This is a genomic window from Chryseobacterium sp. 22543 (genome assembly GCF_052044565.1).
Lineage (GTDB): Bacteria > Bacteroidota > Bacteroidia > Flavobacteriales > Weeksellaceae > Chryseobacterium.
Window position 1 is genome coordinate 267,767 of record NZ_JBQENH010000003.1, and the last position, 22,923, is coordinate 290,689.

Sequence of the window (22,923 nt, forward strand, 5' to 3'; positions counted from 1 at the left end):
TTTAACGAATAAAAAACATTCATTTAGTTATTTGGTTTAATTTATTTATAGGGTTGCTACAAATATTAGAATGTAGTAGCTATTTTTCACTGTATGTTGATTTTTTTTGTTTATTTGTGAAAATATAAATTATTAAATCATGAAAAAAATTCTATTAATTTATTTTTTGGGATGTTTTATTTTTGTTTTTTCTCAGAAATTAAAACCAATTTCTCAAAAAGTCTCGGAATATCGTAATGGAAAAATAGACTTTAAAAGTTATGATCTGTTTGAGATCAATAAAAATCCTGATAAACTGGCTGAATACAAAAGGGCAGCAACAGATATTACTGTTATGTCTTTGAAGCCAGCAGAATTGAAAAGATTAATCAGAGAAAAACCTGATTTTCTTGAAGTATCTTTTCCTTTTGACGGTGGGAAGCAGATCACTGTTGAAATGTACAGACATCAGATCTTAACCAACGATTTTAAAGTTGTAACAGAAAAAGGAAAAGCAGTAGAGTATACTCCAGGCGTTTATTATCAGGGAATTGTAAAAGGAGATAATGCCTCTATTGTAGCTTTTAGCTTTTTTAATAACGATATCGTAGGAGTTGCTTCTACTCCCGAATTAGGAAATATAGTACTTGGAAAAGCTAAAAATTCTGAAGATTTTGTAAACTATTCAGATTCTAAGTTAACAGGCCCCAATCCATTTGCCTGTGAGATAGACGGACTAAAAGAAAATCAGACCCAAAGACCTGCTTTTAACCCTAACAATACCCATAATAAAAAAACGGATAATTGCGTAAGAATTTACTACGAAGCAGGCTTTGGTCCTTATACCCAAAATGGAAGCAATACGACTACCACCACCAATTGGGTGACTGCTATGCACAATAATGTTACAACATTGTACGCCAATGAGAATGTTAATGTAGCTTTAAGTGAAGTTTTTGTTTGGACAACCACCGATCCTTATTCAGGCTCACCAAGTGCAATTCTGAACCAGTTTAGAACCACCAGAACCACTTTTAATGGCGATTTGGCACAATTATTAAGAAATCCTGCTACAACAAGTATCGCATACGTAAATTCATTGTGTACCGATTACAGATATTCTTATTGTGGTATGAATTTTAATTATCAAAATGTACCCACTTATTCATGGAATATAGAAGCTATGACGCATGAGCTTGGGCATAATTTAGGTTCACCACATACTCACGCTTGTTTCTGGAACGGTAATAATACAGCTATTGACGGGTGCGGACCTGCTTCAGGAAATAACGAAGGATGTACTGCAGCTCTTCCTCCTGCAGGCGGTGGTACTATTATGAGTTACTGTCATTTGGTAAGCAGTGTAGGAATTAATTTTGCAAATGGCTTTGGGATACAGCCAGGAACACTGATCAAAAATACGGTAGATTCAAAAGGATGTCTAGGTACGAACTGCACAGCGTCTTGTCCTACATCCATCACAAATTTTAACATTAACAATATCACGCAGACTTCTGCAAATGCCACTTTTACAGATGCTGCTTCAACATCATGGAAATATAAACTGGCGACAGGTAGCGGAACGGCAGTATCTTCCGGAAATGCCAGTACACAATCTTTTAATTTTACAAACCTTCAACCGGCATCTTATTATAGACTAAGTGTAGGAACAGATTGCAGCGGGCCTAATGCCTTCCAGCTATCAAAGCTTTTTCTGACTGATGGAGCATGGTGTGATGGAACTCAGTTTTTAGATACAGGCGGTTCCACAGGTCAGTATGGAGATAATGAAGACCTTGTAAAAACATTTTATCCTACTCCCGGCTCATCTATGACAATGACATTTACAACATTCGATCTTGAACAGGGCTATGATTTTATGTATGTGTATAATGGCTCTTCTACAGCTTCACCATTATTCGCCAATGGAAATAATCTGAGTGGAAGCACAGTTCCCGGTCCTTTTACATCAACAGATCCTTCAGGTGCTATAACCGTAAGATTTGTTTCAGATGGAGGAGTTACAGGAAATGGCTGGAAGGTGAATTTCTCTTGCGGTGTCTTAGCAGTAGAAGATATCACCACCAAAAATAATTCAATAGATATTTATCCGAATCCTGCCAAAAATATGATAACCCTCTCTTCAAAAGAAAGATTAAAAGGGTATAAAATTTATGATGAAGCAGGAAGATTGGTCGCTTCTGATTCTTCCTTGAAAGGTAATAAACAGGAAATAAATCTTTCCTCAATTCAGACAGGAAACTATGTAATTACCGTAGAAACAGAGAAGCAGACAGTTAATAAGAAGCTCATCAAACAGTAATTTTTAAATATATCTTTGCAAAAGCCTGATAATATCAGGCTTTTTTATTATCTTTAATATAGAAAAAATTCGGCCTGAGTTTTGCTTATATTCAGCGGAATAATTTTTAACTTTGCAAAAAGATTTATTGTCAATATGACCAACCCTCTATTTTATGCAAAAATAATCCTGTTTGGAGAATATGGAATGATTGAAGATTCCCAGGGGCTTGTAGTACCTTACAGCTTCTACAAAGGAACTTTGAAATTTTCAGATCTGAGTTCTGAATTTGAACTTAATTCCAACAGACATCTGCAGAAATATTCTGAATATCTTACAGCACTTGATCTTTCTGACGATTTTAAGTTGGATATCGGGAGTTTCAAAAATGATATTTCTAACGGACTTTTCTTTGATTCCAATATTCCTCAGGGATACGGAGTTGGAAGTTCGGGAGCTTTGGTAGCAGCTATTTTTGAAAAATATTCAATCAGTAAGCTGAATCCAGAGAACATTTCAAAAAATAATCTTAAAAAATTAAAAGCTGTTTTCGGTGAAATGGAAAGTTATTTCCATGGGAAAAGTTCGGGAATGGATCCTTTGATCTGTTACATGAATCTTCCAATCCTTATCGAAAATAAAGAAAATTTAGACAGGGTAAATATTCCCGAAGGAGAAGAAGGAAAAGGGGCTATTTTCCTGATCGATTCCGGGATAACAGGGGAAACAGGTCCTATGATTCAGATTTTCTTTGAAAAAATGAAAACAGAAGGTTTCCGTAAAACCCTGAAAGAAGAATTTATCCGTTATAACAACGCATGTATTGAATCTTTCCTTAAAAAAGATATGAATCCTTTCTTTAGAAACCTGAAAAAACTTTCTCACTGGGCCTATGAACATTTCCGGCCTATGATTCCTGAAAGTATTTTTAATATCTGGAAAAAAGGTCTGGATTCTAACGCTTATTATCTTAAACTCTGCGGAAGCGGTGGAGGCGGCTACATCTTAGGATTTACCAAAGACTATGCAAAAGCAGAAAAAATGCTTGAAGGCTTCCAAAAAGAAGTGATTTACAGATTTTAAACAGGTTGGAATGAATTCTGAAAAAGAAACTTTCCAATCTAAAAATTATATATCAAAATCTTTACTGTACAGATTTTCACAATTTGTGGGCTTTCTGCTCGGAGCACGGTTTTTTGTAGCAGCTCTGCTGACATTTGCCCTCTATGTTTCCACTTTTTTCCTGTTTAATCAGGATGAATCTTTCAGAAAATTCGTCTTTGATTTCAAAGTACATGGTATTATTTTCTGTACCGTTCTTACTATTCTCGCCGGTGGCATCATCAATCAGTTCTATGATCTGGAGAAAGACCACGTCGTAAAACCTTTCAGAACCAGAGTTCAGAGTTTTATCAAGCAGAAATATTTTCTATACGCGTATCTCGCACTCAGTGCTATCTCTTTGGGAGTAGCCTGGATGATTTCCCATAATGTCTTTGTTTTTTTTGTGATTTATCAGTTCTTTATGTGGTTTTACAGCCACAAATTGAGCAGAATACTCATTGTAAACAACCTTACTTTCGTCAGTCTTACTTTGTATCCGTTCTTTGGAATGATGGTGTACTATGAAACCTTTTCAAAAAAGGTATTTCTGATGGCTGTTTTTCTTTTTCTTATTTTACTGTGCATTGATATAGTGAAAGATACCCTTACCAGAAGTGTAGACAAAACGTTCGGATATACCACAATTCCTAATTATTTTAAAAGCAGAAATACAAAATTGATCCTGACTTCTTTACTCATGGTTACCATGGTAGTTTCTATGAAACTCATTACCAAAACCGGTGTTACAGGATTCATGGCCTATTATTTTGCCGGAGGACTTTTTATCATGATAGTATGTATTTATCTTCTTATCAATGATTCCCGGAGAAGTAACTTCTTTACATTGAATATATTACGATTCTGGGTTTTCGTAGGAATTATTGCAATGCTTTTAAACGGAATAGAGCATAAATTATAAAAAAAATCTTTAAATAAACTGAGGTTATTATTACCTTTGCATAACTAAATTTAATAAATAGGAATGCCCATTTTTAATGATACTAAAGTTGCATTTGCAGACAAGTCTGATGCACAATTGAGAAAGGCTTACTGGATGTTTAAAATGATTGAACAGCCCGCTCTTACAAGCCTTGGAACTTCTGTTCTGAATTTTACAGTACACAACAATTTTCCTTTCGTTAACGGAATTGTAAAAAATACCTTATTTGAGCAATTCTGTGGCGGTGAAACCCGTGAAGAAAGTATGAAGGCTGTGAAACAGCTGTTTAAAAGAGGAGTTGGAAGTATTTTCGATTATTCTATTGAAGGTAAAGAAGATGAAGAAACTTTTGATGCGGTTTGCAAAGAAATTAAAGATATTGTTAGATTCTCAGTGGGAAATCCGGCCATTCCTTTTATTGTATTCAAACCTACTGCTTTCGGAAGAATTGATCTTTATGAAGCCGTTGGAAAAGGAGCGGAGCTTACTACCAGCCAGAAAGAAGAATGGGCAAGAGTGGTAAAAAGATTTGATGAAGTATGCAGTCTTTGTCACGAGAATGATAAAAAAGTAATGGTAGATGCTGAAGAAACCTGGATGCAGGATGCGGCAGACCATCTTTGTGAAGAAATGATGGAGAAATATAACCAGCAAAAACCTATCGTTTGGAATACCATCCAGATGTACAGAACAGGAAGACTGGAATATATGGAAGCCAATCTTCAAAGAGCAAGAGAGAAAAACTACTTCATCGGTTACAAAATTGTTCGTGGTGCTTATATGGAAAAAGAAAGAGCCAGAGCAGCAGAGAAAGGATATGCAGATCCTATCCAGCCAAGTAAAGATGCTTCAGATAAAAACTACAATGCAGGAATCGACTTTGTGATGAATCATCTGGATAAAGTTTCTGCCTTCTTTGGAACCCATAACGAAATCTCTTCAGAGCTGATTATGGATAAAATGAAAGCAAAATCTTTGGATACTGACAATCCACACGTTTATTTTGGGCAGCTTTACGGAATGAGTGATAATATTACGTTCTATTTGTCTGATAAAGGCTATAATGTGGCTAAATATCTTCCATATGGACCTGTAAAGGATGTTGTGCCATATCTTACAAGAAGAGCCAGAGAAAACACTTCTGTAGCCGGACAAACCGGAAGAGAGCTGGGACTTATCAAAAAAGAACTGGAAAGAAGAAAGAAATAACAATATTGTTCTTACTATACCTAACAGGCCTGCAGATTTGCGGGCCTTTTTATTGCAATCAACTTCAATACAGAAGCTCCATTATTTCTGAAGAAGCAGACTTTAGATTGTAAAATGAAATTAACAATAATCAACTCAATTATTATTTACACTAATTATATGTTAAAATAATACGATTTTTATTGTTGATTTAACTTTAAATATTTATATTTGATAGAGCCATAAAAAACCAATGTATGAAAATATTTTCATTTACCCTTTAGGATACTGCCTGTGACAGAATTTTTCCAAATACATAGACACCTTAACACTCTTATAAATAGCCGAAATTATAAAAAGTATATTATGGGATAGATGGTCATCATGAGATAAAAATTTCATCAGCTGGATATCCTATTCAATTTTAAAAAACAAAATAAAGCAATAGCTTTAGTTTTCTTCTTCAAATATTTTTTAACCTGATCATTTTCTTTGATCAGGTTTTTTATTTTTTAAGGCTCAAAACTTTCAAATTTTCCGTTTTCATAGAACAAAACAATACGCTTTATCTTATGAGTCTGATTACCAATTATTTGCCCTAACAGTTGATCTCCTGGATTTTCTAATCGCTGAGAATCTGATATTTTTTCAGGAGCTTTATCTTGGGCCGGTATAAACGATTCTCCTGGGCTTGATTTTGGAGATTCCATTTCAGTTTCAGCACTCCCGAATTCATCATCATCGTTCATCATGGTAAACAAGTCGGGGAGAGGCGTTGTTTTTATTTTTTCCTCTTCAGTATATTCCTCAGGAATTTCCGTTTCAGGCAGCTGGGATTTCAGCATCTCTCCTTCACCGGTAACCAGCCAATCCCACAGAAGCTCCGGGAAACGGGATTTTATTTTTATGATAAATTCAAGAGACGGTTTGTTTCTTCCTGATGTGATATGCGAAATGGATGAACGCTGTACATCAATCTCATCAGCAAACTCAGAAGGAGTAAGATTGGAATACTCTATAATTTTGGAAATTCTTTCATTTAAACTCATAAAAATAAGCCTTTAATTATTTTACAAATGTAACTCATATAATTTACAAATGCAAAACACAAATGTAAATAATTGAAATAACTTCCAATATACATTTGTAACATAATAGTAATGTATTTTAATCCAGTCTATTACAAATAAGTTACAATTGTATTTAATGATTATATTAATCTATTATAGAACTTATCAAGATTCATTCAGGTTACAATAAAGGGCTGCTATTTATAGTTTATAAATGTAAATTCATACGTTTTTAGAGGGTATTTTGTCCCTTAAATCTCTTGATATTTACTATTTACATTATTAATCAACCTAAATCTTTTTCCAGGGATATGATTACGGATAAATGCCTGTATTAAGCGATATAATAGATATTTTATAGATACTACAAGTGTAAATTACTAATGTAAACACCCTGTTTTCAATCAATATAGCTCTTGATTAAGGAGAAGTAGTATTTCTATTAAACAACTATTTTTATCGCCAGCTAAATTGTTTCAAAAAACCATAGATTGATTAAAATTAAGAAGAGAATTTTGATTTTAAGGCCTTTTACATTTGTATAATATGATAAGCAACAAAGTTTTCCACAATTTTCATGTTTGATAAAATAACCCTCAAATGGCCAAAAACAGCCTTTTCTACACTTCAAGTATTCTTATAAATACAGTTTAGATGGATTACATAAAGTATTGACTTTTAGTATTTTAAATACATTGTATTAAATTATTCGCAATCCACAATTTTATCAACAGACAATATGTCATCTGCTACTGTTTAATAATGTTACAATTGTTAAATTATTTTTAAGCCAGAATGCTATCAAGGTTTAAACTTTGTAAATTCTTTTTAAACCCTGAAACAAATGTAAATCATTGTATTTTGACAATATTCACAAATGTTAATTTAAGTTTTTGCCTAAAAATGGTTAAATTTGATTCTTGTAAATTATTTCTCAAGATGAATTTTGAACAGATCTATTCTCAGACCCCCGATTTCTCAAATCGCTATATTTCCCCTGAAAAATTATTTTCTTATCTACAGACCAATCTCAGCGATTATATTCAGGAGATCGGAACATCCTATTTAGATAAGCCTATTTACCAGCTAACTATAGGAACCGGAAAGATTCAGGTATTGGCCTGGTCACAAATGCACGGAAATGAATCCAACGCGACTCATGCCATGCTGGACCTTTTAGTAACTCTTGATAAGGCACCTGAAATGAAAGAGGATTTGTTCAGTAAAATACAGCTTGATTTTATATTCATGCTAAATCCGGACGGCTCTGAAAGATGGACGAGACTGAATGCAGCCGATATTGATCTGAACAGAGATTTTCATAATGAAGCCAGTAAAGAGATTAAGTTTCTGAAAAATGCAGCAGCTTCAAAGAAATATGATTATGCATTAAACCTTCATGAGCAGAGAACGATCTTTACTACTGACGGTATTCATCCTGCTACGCTTTCCTTTTTGGCTCCTTCCGAAAATGTAGAACGTACTGTTACTGAAAACAGAAAAAAATGTATGGCAGTGATCGGAAATATATATAACCATTTGAAGGAAATGATCCCGAACCAGATCGGAAGATATTCTGACGAATTTTATCCTACTTCCACAGGAGATAATTTTATCAAAGCCGGAATGCCTACTATCTTATTTGAAGGTGGACACTTTGTAGATGATTACACCAGAAAAGGAACGAGAAAATATTATACTATTGCTCTTTGTTATGCATTGAAGGCAATAAGCGAACTGAATTCTGATATTACAGGCTGGGAAACTTACCTTGAAATTCCTGAAAATCAGGAAACCCATTATGATATTATTTATAGAAATGTAAAACTGAACACAGAACACGTCTGTATTCTGGATATAGCGGTTCAATACAGGGAGATCAAAGAAGAAGGGAAGGATGATATCTCTTTTATTCCTTTTGTAATGGAGGCCGGAGATGTAAAGAAAAGAAAAGGCTGGCTGGAAATAGACTGTACCGGAAAGAAATTTATTTCTGCGGCTAAATATCCGAAACTGGATTCCGTGGTGGATTTTAAAATTGAAGATTAAAAAATCGGCTGTCCCGCAGGACAGCCGATTTTGCTTTTTTTGATATTCAATAGGAATGGGCTTTAGCCCATTTTAGTTTCATAAATATTCATCCGGCTTTAGCCAAACTAAACCTTAGAAATTTTTAGAATTAAGATTTTTATTCAATGATTAAAGCTTAGTTCACAACTTTAATTCCATTGGCTACAAACCTGATCTCTTCTTTTGGCTGTGTAATTGCATCAATTTCAGCTTGTGGCTTCTTAGCATCTTCTGCATAATGTTTCTGCTCGTTCACAGAAGTTACTTTTCTTTCTGCATTACCTTCCAATACTACATTTTTACCTTTTAAAGCGGTAGGTACAAAGAAAGCATAGTCTTTCATTTTTACAAAAAACTTAGAATTGTCCTCCGTCTGAATCGTAAGCCAGCATCCTTTTTTATCACAAACATCAGTTACTTTTCCCTTAACAGCTACATTTTCAACTTTTTTGTTGTCTTTTTTAAGCTGTTTATTCAGATTATCTACTGTGATTGCTTTAGATTCGGCAGATGAAGTTACCTGGCCTCCATAAGTATCACCTACCAAAGCTTTTCCTGCCGGTGGACCGGATTCCTGTGCAAATGCTAAAGTAGAAACACTTACAGCGGCTGCAAATAATATAGCTTTAAATTTCATTTTTAATATTTTTCCCAAAAATACTAATTAATATTGAATCATAACCGATTTAAAAATGATAAAAAACAACTGTTTCAAGGATTTTTCAATAAAATTCAAAATGAAAGACAGATTTGATTATATTTGACCCCTATACTTGACTATGCAAAAAAAACTGAAACTATGGGACGCCATTATGCTGGTGATGGGTTCTATGATTGGAAGCGGGATCTTTATTGTAAGTGCTGATATGACGCGAAACCTGGGATCAGGTTTTTGGCTGATTGTGGTATGGGTTATCACAGGAGTGATGACCGTGGCAGCGGCAATAAGCTATGGAGAGCTTTCTGCACTGTTTCCGAAAGCCGGCGGACAATATACCTACCTGAAAGAGATTTTCGGTAAAAGGATGGGATTTCTTTATGGCTGGGGATTGTTTACCGTAATACAAACCGGAACGATTGCTGCCGTAGCAATGGCTTTTGGTAAATTTACAGCCTATCTGATCCCTTCACTTAATGATGCTGCCCCAATTTTTCAAAGTGGTGAATTCAAAATCACCTGGATACAGATTCTGGCGATTGCAGTTATTGTTTTGCTTACTTATATCAATACCAGAGGGGTAGAGAGTGGTAAAATCCTTCAGAACATCTTTACAGGTTCCAAAATCATTGCATTATTGGGCTTGATAGCTGCCGGTTTTATATTGGTAGATATTTCTCACCTATCAGAAAACTTCAGCTGGGGAACAGATTCTTTTAGTAATCTTAAAAAAGATTTGAGTGGTAATTTCATTAAAGAAGGCTGGGAACCAATTGGAGGAATGACTTTGCTGGGAGGAATTGCCGCCGCAATGGTAGGTTCTGTTTTCAGCTCTGTTGCCTGGGAAAGTGTAACTTTTGTTTCCGGTGAGATTGAAAACCCTAAAAAGAACGTTGTAAAGTCGATGATTTATGGGACTTCTGCTGTAATGATTCTTTATATTGCAGTAAACTATGTATACTTAAATGCATTAGACAGAGACGGAATTGCATTTGCGGCCAACGACAGGGTGGCGGTAGCGGCTTCACAGAATATTTTTGGAAGTGCAGGAACTATCATCATTGCTTTATTGGTAATGATCTCTACATTTGGATGTAATAACGGATTGATTCTGGCAGGAGCGAGAGTTTTTCAGACCATGGCAAAAGACGGAATGTTTTTTAAGTCAGCGGTAAGAAATAATAAAAATGAAGTTCCGGAAAATGCTTTATGGATGCAGGGAGTCTGGGCTTCTATTTTGTGTCTGAGCGGACAGTACGGGAATTTATTGGATATGATCTCTTTCGTGATTGTTCTGTTCTATATGATTACGGTTTTTGGAGTTATTTACTTAAGAATGAAACAGCCAGACTTGGAAAGACCTTATAAAACATGGCTTTATCCGGTGACCCCTGTTATTTATCTTATCATAGGAACATGTTTCTGTATTTTACTGTTAATTTACAAACAGCAATATACGTGGCCGGGCTTTGTATTGGTATTGCTGGGACTTCCGGTATATTATTTTATCAATCGAAAAAAGGCGGATGCTTAAATAAAATAAATATATTATAGATTAAGGGCTTTCAATTCAGTTTGAAGGCCCTTCTTTTGAATAATATTTTAATGTATTGTAACAATTATTTGGTGAAAATGCGTACTTTGGTATTCCGTTTTTAAATAAGCGGAACCATGAAGTAAAAACTATAAGTTATGGATACACCAAATTACAGAATGCCTTTCGTACCGTCTACTTTAATGACCGAAGGCGGAAGTATCGATACCTGCGATATGGGAGAAAGTATTGCTCACAATATTATGCTGCTGATCACCACCAAAAAAGGGGAGAACAGATATGATGAAAACTATGGAAACGATGTTTGGAATCTTGAATTCGATAACGGAGTAACAAGCGCCATCTGGGAAAACGTTTTTGTGAAAAGCTTAAGAAGACAAATCCAGGAATATGAACCAAGAATTGTAAGCCCGCAGATCGATGCCCATATACAATTTGTAGAGCACAGCTACGATACTAAAGAACACACCGAAATTAAAAAGAAAGTAAGAATTGCCATCAATGCAAAAATGGAGGAAACAGGAGAACGTTTCAGTTTTTCAACCGAATTGTTTCTAAGCCCGATGTCTATTGATTAATATTTTTAACAGCGAAAGAAAATTATGAATTTAGATCAGAATATTTATTCCAAAGAATCTGTAAAAGCAAGAATGCTTCAGAATGCAACTAAAGTTTGGGGACTCAGAAGCCCGCAGTCTTTAGATCCTTTTGTAAAACTGTTGATAGATGCATTCAGTACAGAAGTTTTTAAAGCGAATAATGAAATACAGACGGTGAATGCCCGTATATTGGAAAAGCTTGCAAAACTGCTGACACCGTCCATCTATACACATCCTATCCCGGCGCATTCCGTGGCTTTTACACAGCCTTATGATTCATCGGAAGTTTTATTGGAACATACGGAGTTTTTCTTCCGTAAACAGATGACTTCCACAGTAAAGTCAGAATCCGATAAACAGCTGAATATCCCTTTTACTCCGGTAGGAAATGTAAGAATCAATAAAGTTCATACCTCTATCATGTTTGTAGGAAATACCTGCTATAGCATAGATGACAGATTTAATAAAATTCCTATTGCAAGGTTCCAGGGAAGACCCGAAGATTATAGAAAAATCACAATAGGAGTAGATGTCAGCAAGTATATCAGTGAAAGTTTTCCTAAATATCTAAGTATATTCTGTTCCAATCCGGCTTTTGAACACCTTGATTTTGTCTATAAATTATTGCCGTACATTTCAGTGTCCAGCAATGGAAACCCTTTATTCGTAAGAGAAGGATTAAGCTATCTTGCAGAAAGCCAGACTGACGGTTACGAACAGATGTTCAAAGAGCAGTCCATTAGAAATAAGGTGATTGACGATATTAAAAGCATTTACCGCCATAAATTTATTGAAGTAACAGGAATTTCCCGAAGCTTGTTCTCAGAACCCGGACAACTTCCTCAGAATCTTGATTTCTTAGAAGGAAAGGAAGAAATTACAAAGTTTCTGGATAATAAAAGTTTCTTGTGGCTTACCTTTGAATTTCCACCGCAGTTTTCAGCAGAAATCCTTGATAACTTCTCGTTTGTACTGAATGCTTTCCCAATCTACAACAGAGGATGGAAAAAAACAGAATACAGTCTTGATATCATGGGAAATAATATTCCTCTGGTAACCGATGAAGGAGAACATTTCCTTTATGTAGATGAGGTACAGGACGGTGACGGAAGAAAGTACACCGAAATCCCTTTTACACCGGCAGATGATCTTAAAAAAGGTTTATATACCGTAAGAAAAGGAGGAATGGAACGCTTCACAAGCAGAAATGCAGTTGACATGATTGCTAATGTTCTTGAATTGACAAGAGACGAAATTGCAGCATTTTCCCTTTTGAACAGAGACAACGTAAAAGGAGTTCTCAGTGAAATGTCCGATAAAATGAAAACCATGGTGCAGAAAGTAAACAATGCCAAAAGGAATATCAGACAGGAACTGAATTATGTTATCATGGAACCGGTAGAAAAAACCGACCATACCTATGCTTCTTTCTGGGTTACCCATTGTACTTTGGCCAATCATATGCGCCCGGGAACAGAACTTTCCAATCAGTTGAAATCACAAACTGTTGTATTGCTTAGCGAAACGTTAGGTGGTGCCGAAGAACAGAAAGGAACAGACAGTATTCAGGCCTATAAATATGCACTTACAACAAGAGATAAAATTATTTCTTTAGAAGATGTAAAAAACTATTGCCGCATGATTCTGAAAGATGAGGTAAGAGAAGTGAGAGTAAGAAGAGGAACCATGATCAGCAATAAACCCAAAGAAGGTTTTGTAAGAACTGTTGAGGTAGAAATTATTCCGCAGAACTATTCTTTCTACGGAAGAGCGTATTGGGAGAACATGGCCAATATTATCAGAAATCAGATTATCGCCAAAGCCATTGACGGGATTGAATATGTAGTAAGAATAAACAATGAAGATGTCGATTTTCAGGATATGTAACCTTTAAATAAAATTAAAATCAGTTTAAAATATAAATGCCGTAGTTGATACGGCATTTCTTATTTCATTAAATTGAAAGATCTGCGGGATCAGCCAAATCAGCGTGAGGCACAATATTCAATAAAAGCGGGCTTTAGCCCGTTTAACAAAAAAATAAATTCATCCGGCTTTAGCCAAAACCTGTATGACCACCCTGTAACATTACTTTACAAACCTCTATGAATTTATGAAATTTTTATACTTTTTATATTCAAAAAAAGTCTATAAAATTTCGTATTTTTGCACGTTGTGATTTTCAGGCAAAATCATCCCGAATTATGAGCAAATCAACAGAATATATAGAAGTTTACGGAGCACGTGAACACAACCTTAAAAATATTAATGTTAAAATTCCACGCAACGAATTGGTCGTTATTACAGGCCTTTCCGGGAGTGGAAAATCCTCATTGGCTTTTGACACCATTTTTGCAGAAGGCCAGCGCCGTTATATCGAAACATTCTCTGCCTACGCACGTCAGTTTCTGGGTGGATTGGAACGTCCTGATGTAGATAAAATTGAAGGACTTTCACCCGTTATCGCCATCGAGCAGAAAACAACCAATAAAAACCCTCGTTCTACCGTAGGAACTGTAACCGAGCTGTACGATTTTCTTCGTCTTTTGTATGCAAGAGTTTCGGATGCGTACTCTTTGTCTACCGGGCAAAAGCTGGTAAGCTATACGGAAGATCAGATTCTGGAAACCATCAAAGAAAACTATAAAAAAGAGAAAATTATGCTTTTGGCGCCGGTAGTGCGTTCCAGAAAAGGGCACTATCATGAACTTTTTGTACAGATGGCTAAAAAAGGCTACGGACAGGCAAGAATTGATGGTGAATTGCAGGATATTGAATACGATTTAAAGCTTGACCGTTATAAAACCCACGATATTGATATTGTTATCGACCGTTGGATTATAGGGGAGAGTGCCTCAGAAGGCAGAATGGAAAAATCATTGCGTACCGCGATGGAAATGGGAGAAGGAATTATCGGAATTCAGAAATTGGGAAGTAAAGACATTGAATACTTTTCCAAAAACCTGATGGATGCGGAAACGGGACATTCTTTGGCTTTGCCGGAACCGAATACTTTCTCATTCAACTCTCCGAAAGGAAGCTGCCCGAACTGTAAAGGATTGGGAACAATTAAAAAGATAAATACCGATTATTTTATTGATAATCCAAAACTATCAATCAATCAGGGAGGATTATTACCATTGGAAGATATCAAATCAAACAAATGGATTCTTTCACAGATCAAAAATATTCTTGAGATTTTCGGACTAGGATTAACAACACCTTTGCAGGATATACCTGAAGAAGCACTGGATTACATCTATAACGGATGTCATAAAGAATTTAATAAAGATCTTAAATACGCGGGAATTACCAAGAAGATTAAGATTGGTTTTGACGGGCTGATTGCTTTCATGGAGGAAATGATTGATGAAAGAGAATCTTATGAAGCTATTTTGCTGGAAAGACACTTCACTACAGAAGAAACATGTCCGGAATGTCATGGGACACGTCTTCAGCCTTCAAGTTTAAGTTTTAAAATTGACGGAAAGAATATTGCTGAGGTTAATGGTTTAAGTTTAGCAGATTTAAAAGATTGGTTAGCTGATGTTAAAGATAAATTCTCAGAAAAAAATAAAATCATTGCTCACGAGATTTTAAAAGAGATCGAAACCAGACTTCAGTTTTTGCTGGATGTAGGGTTGGATTATTTAAGCTTGAGCAGAAGTTCAAAAACCCTTTCGGGAGGAGAATCACAGAGAATCCGTCTGGCAACACAGATCGGATCTCAATTGGTGAATGTCTTATATATTCTTGATGAACCAAGTATCGGGCTTCACCAGAGAGATAATGAAAGATTGATTCATTCCCTGAAAAACCTTAGAGACATCGGGAACTCTGTATTGGTGGTAGAACACGATAAAGACATGATTCTTGAAGCCGATGAGGTATTGGATATTGGCCCAAGAGCCGGAAAATTCGGTGGAGAAATTCTTTGGCAGGGAAAACCAAAAGATTTGTTGAAAGCAGATACCATCACTGCTCAATATATCAATGGTAAAAGAAAAATTGCAATTCCTGAAGAAAGAAGAGCGGGAAGCGGTAAGAATATTGTTTTAAAAGGAGCTACAGGAAACAACCTTAAAAATGTAACCCTGGATGTTCCTCTTGGAAAACTGGTAGTAGTAACCGGAATCTCAGGAAGTGGAAAATCTTCTTTGATTAATGGTACTTTATATCCAATCCTTAACAAACATTTCTACAGAGCAGTTCAGGAACCTTTACCTTACAAAAAGATTGAAGGGCTGGAGAATATTGATAAAATTGTAGATGTAGACCAAACTCCAATCGGAAGAACACCACGTTCTAATCCTGCTACCTATACCGGAATGTTTACCGATATCAGAAACCTTTTTGCTGAGCTTCCGGAAAGTAAAATCCGTGGGTATAAGCCGGGAAGATTTTCTTTCAATGTAAAAGGCGGAAGATGCGAAACCTGTCAGGGTGGAGGATTGAAAGTGATCGAAATGAATTTCCTTCCGGATGTATACGTTCATTGTGAAACCTGTAACGGAAAACGTTTCAACAGAGAAACCCTTGAAGTTCGTTACAAGGGAAAATCAATCTCTGATGTTTTGGATATGACTATTGATGAAGCGGTAGATTTCTTCCAACCGATTCCTAAGATTTTTGCAAAAGTAAAAACGTTACAGGATGTAGGATTAGGGTATATTACCCTGGGACAGCAATCAACAACTCTTTCAGGAGGTGAAGCCCAGCGTATCAAGTTAGCAACCGAACTGTCAAAAAGACAAACCGGAAATACCCTTTATATTCTTGATGAACCAACGACAGGACTACATTTTGAAGACGTAAAAATCCTGATGGATGCTATCAACCAATTGGTAGAACTTGGAAACTCGTTCATTATTATTGAACATAATATGGATGTAATCAAATTAGCAGACCATATTATTGATGTGGGACCAGAAGGAGGTAAGTACGGTGGACAGATTGTTGCACAGGGAACTCCAGAGGAAATTGTGAAGTCTAAGAAGAGCTTGACAGGGAAGTTTTTGAAGAGGGAACTGGAGTAAATATTTATAAAAATTATACAGTATGTCATTCCGAAGGAATCTAAATAGTTTCCGTTGCAATGTTGAAATACTTTTAAAATAAAATTCCTATAATATTGGCTAAACTCATCGGGTTTAGCCTTTTTCATGCTTAAAATCGTCTCCCAATATTAAATTTTCAATTATTTTTAAAATTTATTGCACTGAAAATCAATTAATTAAATCACAATGTTAACTCAATGTTAACTGAATGTAAAATTAATATGAATTATTTTTAATAACTTTGGGTAAGAGATACAAAAAAAGGTTAGTATAATATTTAAAACCAATTAGTTATGAAAAATAGAATTCAAATATTGTTTGCTTCACTTTTCGTTTGTGGATTTGCTGCCGTTTTGAACACTGCCAAAGCCCAAACTACCAATCATAATACCATTGAACCTATTCAGCTGAATAGAAGTGAGACTTTTACAGATATAAGAAATAAACTGGAAGCTAATTTTGACCTTACCAATCCTGATTACAAGCAGGGAACAGTAAACTCAGTAGTGAAATTTGATATTGCAAAAAATGGTAAAATTGTAAATGTTCACTCCACAGGAGACTGCAAAACCGTAAGCAAAGAAATTGAAACAGTATTAAGTGATCTTGATTATAAAGTAGATCGCAATAAACTGACTGAAAATATGGTTGCCTACACTTACGTAATGCCTGTAACAGTAGAAATTCACAGCAGATAGTATTTACAGCATATTATTCAAAAAAGTGTGAATAATGAAAACTTATCAGATTAAGTTGTAATAAAGAATAAACAGCAAGGTTTTAATTTTGGGCTACCATAAAATTAAAACTATATGAAAAATTTAAAGAAACTGACGAAGTCAGATTTGAAGTCAGTGTACGGAGGAGAACCTAAAAAATACTGTACGTTTTGCGAATGGGCAAATAAAGTAATTTGCAGTGATGTTCCAATCGTGCAGTGTCCATAAAAAAATAAAGCCGCTTTTATAAGCGGCTTTTCTATTATTTTGTACTTTGAACAAATTCTGTTAATCTTGCTTTAAGATCTTTAGAATTCCCTATCTTATCAAAAGTAACATTATCTATTCTCCATCCTTTCTCTGTATTGATCAGATGTACGGTATCCATCCAGGTTTCTTTAGGAATAGAGGAATTGTATTCAAACGCTATCAGTACTTCAGCAGTTTTATCCTGTATCTTGACAGATTTGATTTTATAACCTGTAAACCCTTCATAAAGACTGGAAAAAATAGCCCCTTCAAAGATTAATGGCTTTTCATCAGGATGATCACTCTTTTTTACCTTTTCAATATCCGCTTTTGATGCATGTATTGCCTCGTCTAAAACTTTTTTTAAACCCGGGGAAAACAAACTATCCGGAATCGGTTGATTATAAATAGCTTCATTGGATTTGCCATACTGAGTATAAAACTCATTTACTTTCTCATGAATAACTGTATCTTGGGATAAAGCAGACTGAACTTTATTCTTTTTACAGGATACAAGGAATAGGAAAATTCCTAAAAAGAGAAATAATTTTTTCATTTGATATAATTTTTTGCGGTATTTATCAGAATCCCAGGCTCAAAATGTATACCAAAATCTGTCAATAAAATATTTTTTAAGAATCACAAAAATCAATACATTTGAGTAGATAAAAAAATTGTGGATCCTATTCTTAACGTTGCTGTCCGTTCCCTCTGCGTTTACCTGTTCATGGTAATTGCTATCCGTTTATTTGGTAAAAATCAGCTTTCCCAGCTCAATGCGGGAGATGTTGTGTTGCTGCTGTTGATTTCAAATGCTGTCCAGAATGCGATGGTAGGTCCTGATACCTCTCTTCAGGGAGGAATTATTGCGGCATTGGTTTTGTTTGTTGCTAATTTTATTTTAAAGAGGATCATGTTTTCCAGCCGTTCCTTTCAGACCTTTATGGAAGATGAGCCGGTAATTCTTATCAGAGATGGAATTGCTAATCTGGCAGCCCTGAATCGTGTGAAAATTACAGAAAGTGAACTGGAAGAAGCTATAAGGGAACATGGGATTGAAAACATACAGAATGTAAAACTTTCCGTTTTGGAAGTTGATGGCAACATCAGTGTTGTTTCTGAAGATGAAAAGAGCAAGCAGACCCATTATTCAAGGATTAAAAGAAAAATGAAAAGAAAATACCATTAAATACGATGAATTACGAATTAAGAGAAATGCTTCCCAGTGACGAAAGCCGTGTGCTTGAAATTTTCCGACAAGGAGTAGATGGTGGAATCGCCACTTTAGAAACAGAAGTTCCTACAGCTGAAGCCTGGAGTATGGAATATTTCAATGACTGCCGGTGGGTGCTGGAAAATGAAAATAATGATGTGGTAGGATGGTGCGCTTTGAAGCCAGTGAGCAAAAGGGAGTCTTTTAAAGGAGTTGCAGAAGTAAGCATTTATTTTGATAACGAATACCAGGGTAAGGGATTGGGTTCCGTGTTGCTTAAAAAGATAATTTTGGATAGCGAAGACCACGGATTCTGGACATTACAAACCAATATCTTCTCCGAAAATGAGATGGCCGTCAAGTCTCATCAGAAAAATGGGTTCAGAGTGGTAGGTGTCCGAAAAAAAATCGGAAAGCTCAACGGCGAGTGGAAAGATCTTGTTTTGATGGAAAAAAGAAGCGAAATCATTTAAAAAATTATAAATGATGAGTTATGAATTAGGGATAGCTTCACTATAACTCGATATCTTTAAACCTTAAACCTTACGTTTTGAACTTTTCAATTTGGCATTACCCTTGTAATAATAAAGTTGAAAAAATAGAAATAATGAAAAATATAATTAAAATTACCGGAGTACTTATTGTGGCATTTATGCTTTCATCCTGCGTAGTTCATGACAATGGACATCGTGGTAAGACACTTCCGCCGGGACAGGCTAAAAAAGTGTATGGTGGAAGCGCAAAAGATTATGCCCCTGGGCAGGTGAAAAAGAGAAGTGGTTACTAACTTATAAAATAAGAACACCAGCATTCAGTTTTAACATACATTAGCCTAATTTCAATTTCTTTTGGCATTAACATTGATATATTTCGCTATCGAGATTGAAAAAGTGAAAATAATGAAAAGTATGTTTAAAATTGTTGGGGTAGGAGTGGTCCTATTAATGCTGTCCTCTTGCATAGTGCATGAGCCTCATGGAAGAAGAATGCCGCCGGGTCATGCAAAAAGATATTATGGTGGAAGTGCAAGATACTATGCACCTGGCCAGGTTAAGAAAGTGTATATTTATGACGATCGTGGCCATCATCACAGAGGCCGTGGTCATGGACATCACAGATAAAAAAGAAAAGCACTGATTTTTTCAGTGCTTTTTTATTATAAATTATAATCTCGACTTTTTTGGATTCAGAAAAGTATTAAAAATCATAACTTCCTGTCCAAATTTTTTCTCAATTCTTTCAGAAATATTCAGAAGTTCACTTTGAATGAAGTCTTCCCTCAGTTGATCATTATCAAAGATTAACAGAAGATTGTAGTTTTTACCTTCCTCAATAAAGTCACTGTGTACTTCAGAAAGAATATATTTGTCTACATCCATCAGGTTTTCAGTCATTAAAACCAGTGTTTCATCAATATAATTTTCCCATTCTTCTAGGTTGTCTTTCGTACAGTGGAAAGTTATACTTAATACGCTCATATTTTTATGAATTTTTAAGATTTTTTTGGATAAATTCTACAGCAAAAATCGGCATTTTTTTCGTAAATTAGCCCGTTAATAAAAATTGGAAATAAATAATTTTCAGACTTACAGCTAAGAGTTTGAATATCATTACAATAAAATTTGTTTATGCAAAAAGAAGGAGAAAGACTGATTCCTATCAACATTGTTGATGAAATGAAGTCGTCTTATATCGATTATTCGATGTCCGTTATCGTTTCAAGAGCGTTGCCGGATGTAAGAGACGGCTTAAAACCTGTTCATAGAAGAGTACTTTATGGTATGTATGGATTAGGGGTGTTTTCTAATAGAAAATATTTAAAATCTGCGAGAATTGTTGGGGATGTTTTGGGTAAATATCACCCCCACGGAGATTCCTCTGTATATGATGCTATGGTAAGAATGGCCCAGGACTGGAGCTTACGTTATCCTCAGGTTGACGGCCAGGGTAACTTTGGTTCAATGGACGGTGACCCGCCTGCAGCAATGCGTTACACTGAGGCAAGATTGAAAAAAATCTCTGATGAGGTGCTTTCAGACTTAGACAAAGAAACAGTTGATTTCCAGAATAACTTCGATGACAGTTTACAGGAACCGACAGTAATGCCAACTAAAATTCCGAACCTTTTGGTAAACGGTACTTCTGGTATTGCAGTGGGAATGGCAACTAATATGGCGCCACACAACTTATCTGAGTCTGTAGATGCTATCTGCGCTTATATTGATAATAAGGAAATTACAATAGACGAGCTGATGCAGCACATCATTGCACCGGATTTCCCTACAGGAGGTATTATCTACGGTTATGATGGAGTAAGAGATGCATTCCACACAGGAAGAGGTAGAGTTGTTTTAAGAGCTAAGGTTAGCTTTGATGAAATTGGAAACAGAAACGCTATTATTGTTAGCGAGATTCCTTATCAGGTTAACAAAGCGGAAATGATCGCCAGAACAGCAGAGCTTGTCAAAGATGAGAAAATCCCTGGTATCCACGAGATCAGAGACGAATCGGACAGAAAAGGACTTCGTGTTGTTTATGAATTGAAAAACGATGCTATCCCGAATGTTGTTCTTAACCTATTATATAAATATACATCACTTCAGACTTCTTTCAGTGTAAACAATATTGCATTGGTACACGGAAGACCGGAGCAGCTGAATCTTAAAGATATCATTCATCACTTTGTAGAGCACAGACACGAGGTAATCGTAAGGAGAACTCAGTTTGAACTTAAGAAAGCAAAAGAAAGAGCACATATCCTTGAAGGGTTCATGAAAGTAATCGGAACTCAGGATTCTTTAGACAGAGCGATTTCTATTATCCGTCACAGTGCAAACCCTCAGGCTGCAAAAGAAGGCCTTATTGAGGCATTTGAACTTTCAGACATTCAGGCTCAGGCGATCCTTGATCTTAGATTGGCTCGTTTAACAGGAATGGAGCTTGATAAAATCCGTGATGAATATGACGCAATCATGAAAGAGATTGAAAATCTGGAAGATATCTTAGCCAATGAGCCAAGAAGATTCCAGATCATTAAAGATGAATTGATCGAAGTCAAAGAAAAATACGGAGACGAAAGAAGAACAGAAATTGATTACTCAGGAGGAGAAATGTCTATCGAAGATATTATCCCGAACGAAGCTGTAGTTCTTACCATTTCTCACGCAGGATATGTCAAGAGAACTTCCCTTTCAGAATATAAAATTCAAAGTAGAGGAGGTGTAGGAAATAAAGCAGCAACAACAAGAGACTCCGATTTCCTTGAATATATCGTTTCTGCCACCAACCACCAGTATATGTTATTCTTTACAGAAAAAGGAAGATGCTACTGGTTAAGAGTATTTGAAATTCCGGAAGGCTCCAGAACAGCAAAAGGAAGAGCGGTACAAAACCTTATCAATATTGAACCGGATGATAAGATCAAAGCTTATATCAGAACCAACAACCTGAAGGATTCAGAATATGTAAATCAGATGAGTGTTGTGATGGTTACCAAAAACGGTACTATCAAGAAAACATCATTAGAAGCTTATTCAAGACCAAGAGTAAACGGGGTAAATGCTATCGAGATTAGGGATAATGACCAGTTATTAGGTGCTTACCTTACCAATGGAACATCTCAGATCATGATTGCTACCAAAAATGGTAAATGTATCCGCTTCCCTGAAGAAAAGGTAAGAGAGGTAGGTAGAGGATCTATCGGGGTAAGAGGTATTGCGATGGAAGACAATGATGAAGCTATTGGTATGATTGTTGTGAACGATGTAGAAAACGAAACAGTACTTGTAGTATCTGAAAAAGGATATGGAAAGAGAACTGCAGTAGAAGACTACAGAATTACCAACAGAGGAGGAAAAGGAGTTATCACCCTGAACATTACCGAAAAAACAGGAAACCTGATTGCTATTCAAAATGTAACAGACGAAGATGGATTGATGATTATCAATAAATCCGGTGTTGCGATCAGAATGGGAATGGATGAAATGAGAGTAATGGGTAGAAATACTCAGGGAGTAAAACTGATCAATCTTAAGAAAAATGACGAAATTGCAGCCATCGCAAAAGTAGCAATGGACAAAGATGTAGAAGAAGATTCTGAAGAAATTGAAGAAGGAACAGACATTGTAGCTGATAACCAGGAAGACAATACAATACCTCAGGCTGAAAATGAAACTCCAGCAGAGGAAAATGAGAATTCTGATTCTGAAGAATAAATTGTA

General features: G+C 35.7%; 20 protein-coding genes. 16 read left to right on the top strand and 4 right to left on the bottom strand.

Annotated elements, in window-relative coordinates; all coding sequences use genetic code 11:
- Positions 1-139: 139 nt before the first annotated feature.
- From ACTJIP_RS12025 to ACTJIP_RS12040, 4 genes are all read left to right on the top strand, one after another.
- Positions 140-2,302: a M12 family metallo-peptidase gene (locus ACTJIP_RS12025; RefSeq protein ID WP_440704617.1), complete on the top strand. Its 2,163-nt coding sequence runs from the start codon at positions 140-142 to the stop codon at positions 2,300-2,302.
- Between the two features lie 135 nt (positions 2,303-2,437).
- Positions 2,438-3,364 (top strand): mevalonate kinase family protein, encoded by a 927-nt coding sequence (locus ACTJIP_RS12030; protein WP_047385257.1) that lies wholly within the window; start codon positions 2,438-2,440, stop codon positions 3,362-3,364.
- A 10-nt stretch (positions 3,365-3,374) separates the two neighbouring features.
- Positions 3,375-4,304 carry a UbiA family prenyltransferase gene (locus tag ACTJIP_RS12035; RefSeq protein WP_180563855.1) on the top strand — a complete coding sequence of 310 codons (930 nt, stop codon included), beginning with the start codon at positions 3,375-3,377 and terminating at the stop codon, positions 4,302-4,304.
- 63 nt (positions 4,305-4,367) lie between these two features.
- Positions 4,368-5,534 (top strand): proline dehydrogenase family protein, encoded by a 1,167-nt coding sequence (locus ACTJIP_RS12040; RefSeq protein WP_077417002.1) that lies wholly within the window; start codon positions 4,368-4,370, stop codon positions 5,532-5,534.
- A gap of 491 nt (positions 5,535-6,025) precedes the next feature.
- Here the strand turns inward: ACTJIP_RS12040 and ACTJIP_RS12045 are convergent, their stop codons facing one another.
- On the bottom strand, positions 6,026-6,562 hold the full coding sequence (locus tag ACTJIP_RS12045) for a helix-turn-helix transcriptional regulator (RefSeq protein WP_180563854.1): 537 nt from the start codon (positions 6,560-6,562) through the stop codon (positions 6,026-6,028).
- A 960-nt stretch (positions 6,563-7,522) separates the two neighbouring features.
- Here ACTJIP_RS12045 and ACTJIP_RS12050 point away from each other — a divergent pair.
- The gene (locus ACTJIP_RS12050; protein WP_440704618.1) at positions 7,523-8,632 is read left to right on the top strand and encodes a M14 family zinc carboxypeptidase; all 1,110 of its coding nucleotides are present in this window, start codon (positions 7,523-7,525) and stop codon (positions 8,630-8,632) included.
- A 157-nt stretch (positions 8,633-8,789) separates the two neighbouring features.
- Here the strand turns inward: ACTJIP_RS12050 and ACTJIP_RS12055 are convergent, their stop codons facing one another.
- Complete coding sequence (locus ACTJIP_RS12055) at positions 8,790-9,290, bottom strand: DUF4920 domain-containing protein (RefSeq protein ID WP_077417008.1); 501 nt, start codon at positions 9,288-9,290, stop codon at positions 8,790-8,792.
- 142 nt (positions 9,291-9,432) lie between these two features.
- On the opposite strand from ACTJIP_RS12055, the gene ACTJIP_RS12060 reads away from it, so the two are divergent.
- The 6 genes from ACTJIP_RS12060 (at position 9,433) to ACTJIP_RS12085 (ending at position 17,469) form a co-directional block, all read left to right on the top strand.
- On the top strand, positions 9,433-10,845 hold the full coding sequence (locus ACTJIP_RS12060) for an APC family permease (RefSeq protein ID WP_077417010.1): 1,413 nt from the start codon (positions 9,433-9,435) through the stop codon (positions 10,843-10,845).
- Between the two features lie 158 nt (positions 10,846-11,003).
- On the top strand, positions 11,004-11,444 hold the full coding sequence (locus ACTJIP_RS12065) for a GPW/gp25 family protein (protein ID WP_047374475.1): 441 nt from the start codon (positions 11,004-11,006) through the stop codon (positions 11,442-11,444).
- A 24-nt stretch (positions 11,445-11,468) separates the two neighbouring features.
- Positions 11,469-13,352: a type VI secretion system baseplate subunit TssF gene (locus tag ACTJIP_RS12070; protein WP_077417012.1), complete on the top strand. Its 1,884-nt coding sequence runs from the start codon at positions 11,469-11,471 to the stop codon at positions 13,350-13,352.
- 317 nt (positions 13,353-13,669) lie between these two features.
- Positions 13,670-16,501, top strand: a complete 2,832-nt coding sequence (gene uvrA / locus ACTJIP_RS12075; RefSeq protein WP_219072772.1) for an excinuclease ABC subunit UvrA — start codon at positions 13,670-13,672, stop codon at positions 16,499-16,501.
- Positions 16,502-16,815: 314 nt separating this feature from the next.
- Positions 16,816-17,220: a hypothetical protein gene (locus ACTJIP_RS12080; protein WP_077417016.1), complete on the top strand. Its 405-nt coding sequence runs from the start codon at positions 16,816-16,818 to the stop codon at positions 17,218-17,220.
- Positions 17,221-17,334: 114 nt separating this feature from the next.
- Entirely contained in the window at positions 17,335-17,469 is a 135-nt protein-coding gene (locus tag ACTJIP_RS12085; RefSeq protein ID WP_077417018.1) for a bacteriocin-like protein, read from the top strand.
- A 34-nt stretch (positions 17,470-17,503) separates the two neighbouring features.
- On the opposite strand, the gene ACTJIP_RS12090 is transcribed toward ACTJIP_RS12085, so the two are convergent.
- Entirely contained in the window at positions 17,504-18,046 is a 543-nt protein-coding gene (locus tag ACTJIP_RS12090; protein ID WP_180563852.1) for a DUF3828 domain-containing protein, read from the bottom strand.
- Between the two features lie 120 nt (positions 18,047-18,166).
- Between ACTJIP_RS12090 and ACTJIP_RS12095 the strand changes: the two genes are divergently transcribed.
- The 4 genes from ACTJIP_RS12095 to ACTJIP_RS12110 all read left to right on the top strand — a co-directional run bounded on the left by ACTJIP_RS12095 (position 18,167) and on the right by ACTJIP_RS12110 (position 19,824).
- The gene (locus ACTJIP_RS12095; protein ID WP_077417022.1) at positions 18,167-18,679 is read left to right on the top strand and encodes a DUF421 domain-containing protein; all 513 of its coding nucleotides are present in this window, start codon (positions 18,167-18,169) and stop codon (positions 18,677-18,679) included.
- A 5-nt stretch (positions 18,680-18,684) separates the two neighbouring features.
- Complete coding sequence (locus tag ACTJIP_RS12100) at positions 18,685-19,176, top strand: GNAT family N-acetyltransferase (protein ID WP_180563851.1); 492 nt, start codon at positions 18,685-18,687, stop codon at positions 19,174-19,176.
- 134 nt (positions 19,177-19,310) lie between these two features.
- Complete coding sequence (locus ACTJIP_RS12105; RefSeq protein WP_077417025.1) at positions 19,311-19,490, top strand: quinol oxidase subunit 4; 180 nt, start codon at positions 19,311-19,313, stop codon at positions 19,488-19,490.
- Positions 19,491-19,602: 112 nt separating this feature from the next.
- Complete coding sequence (locus ACTJIP_RS12110; protein ID WP_175627249.1) at positions 19,603-19,824, top strand: hypothetical protein; 222 nt, start codon at positions 19,603-19,605, stop codon at positions 19,822-19,824.
- Positions 19,825-19,866: 42 nt separating this feature from the next.
- On the opposite strand, the gene ACTJIP_RS12115 is transcribed toward ACTJIP_RS12110, so the two are convergent.
- Positions 19,867-20,181, bottom strand: a complete 315-nt coding sequence (locus ACTJIP_RS12115; RefSeq protein ID WP_047385794.1) for a DUF4286 family protein — start codon at positions 20,179-20,181, stop codon at positions 19,867-19,869.
- 150 nt (positions 20,182-20,331) lie between these two features.
- On the opposite strand from ACTJIP_RS12115, the gene gyrA reads away from it, so the two are divergent.
- On the top strand, positions 20,332-22,917 hold the full coding sequence (gyrA, locus tag ACTJIP_RS12120; RefSeq protein ID WP_077417027.1) for a DNA gyrase subunit A: 2,586 nt from the start codon (positions 20,332-20,334) through the stop codon (positions 22,915-22,917).
- Positions 22,918-22,923 lie beyond the last annotated feature (6 nt).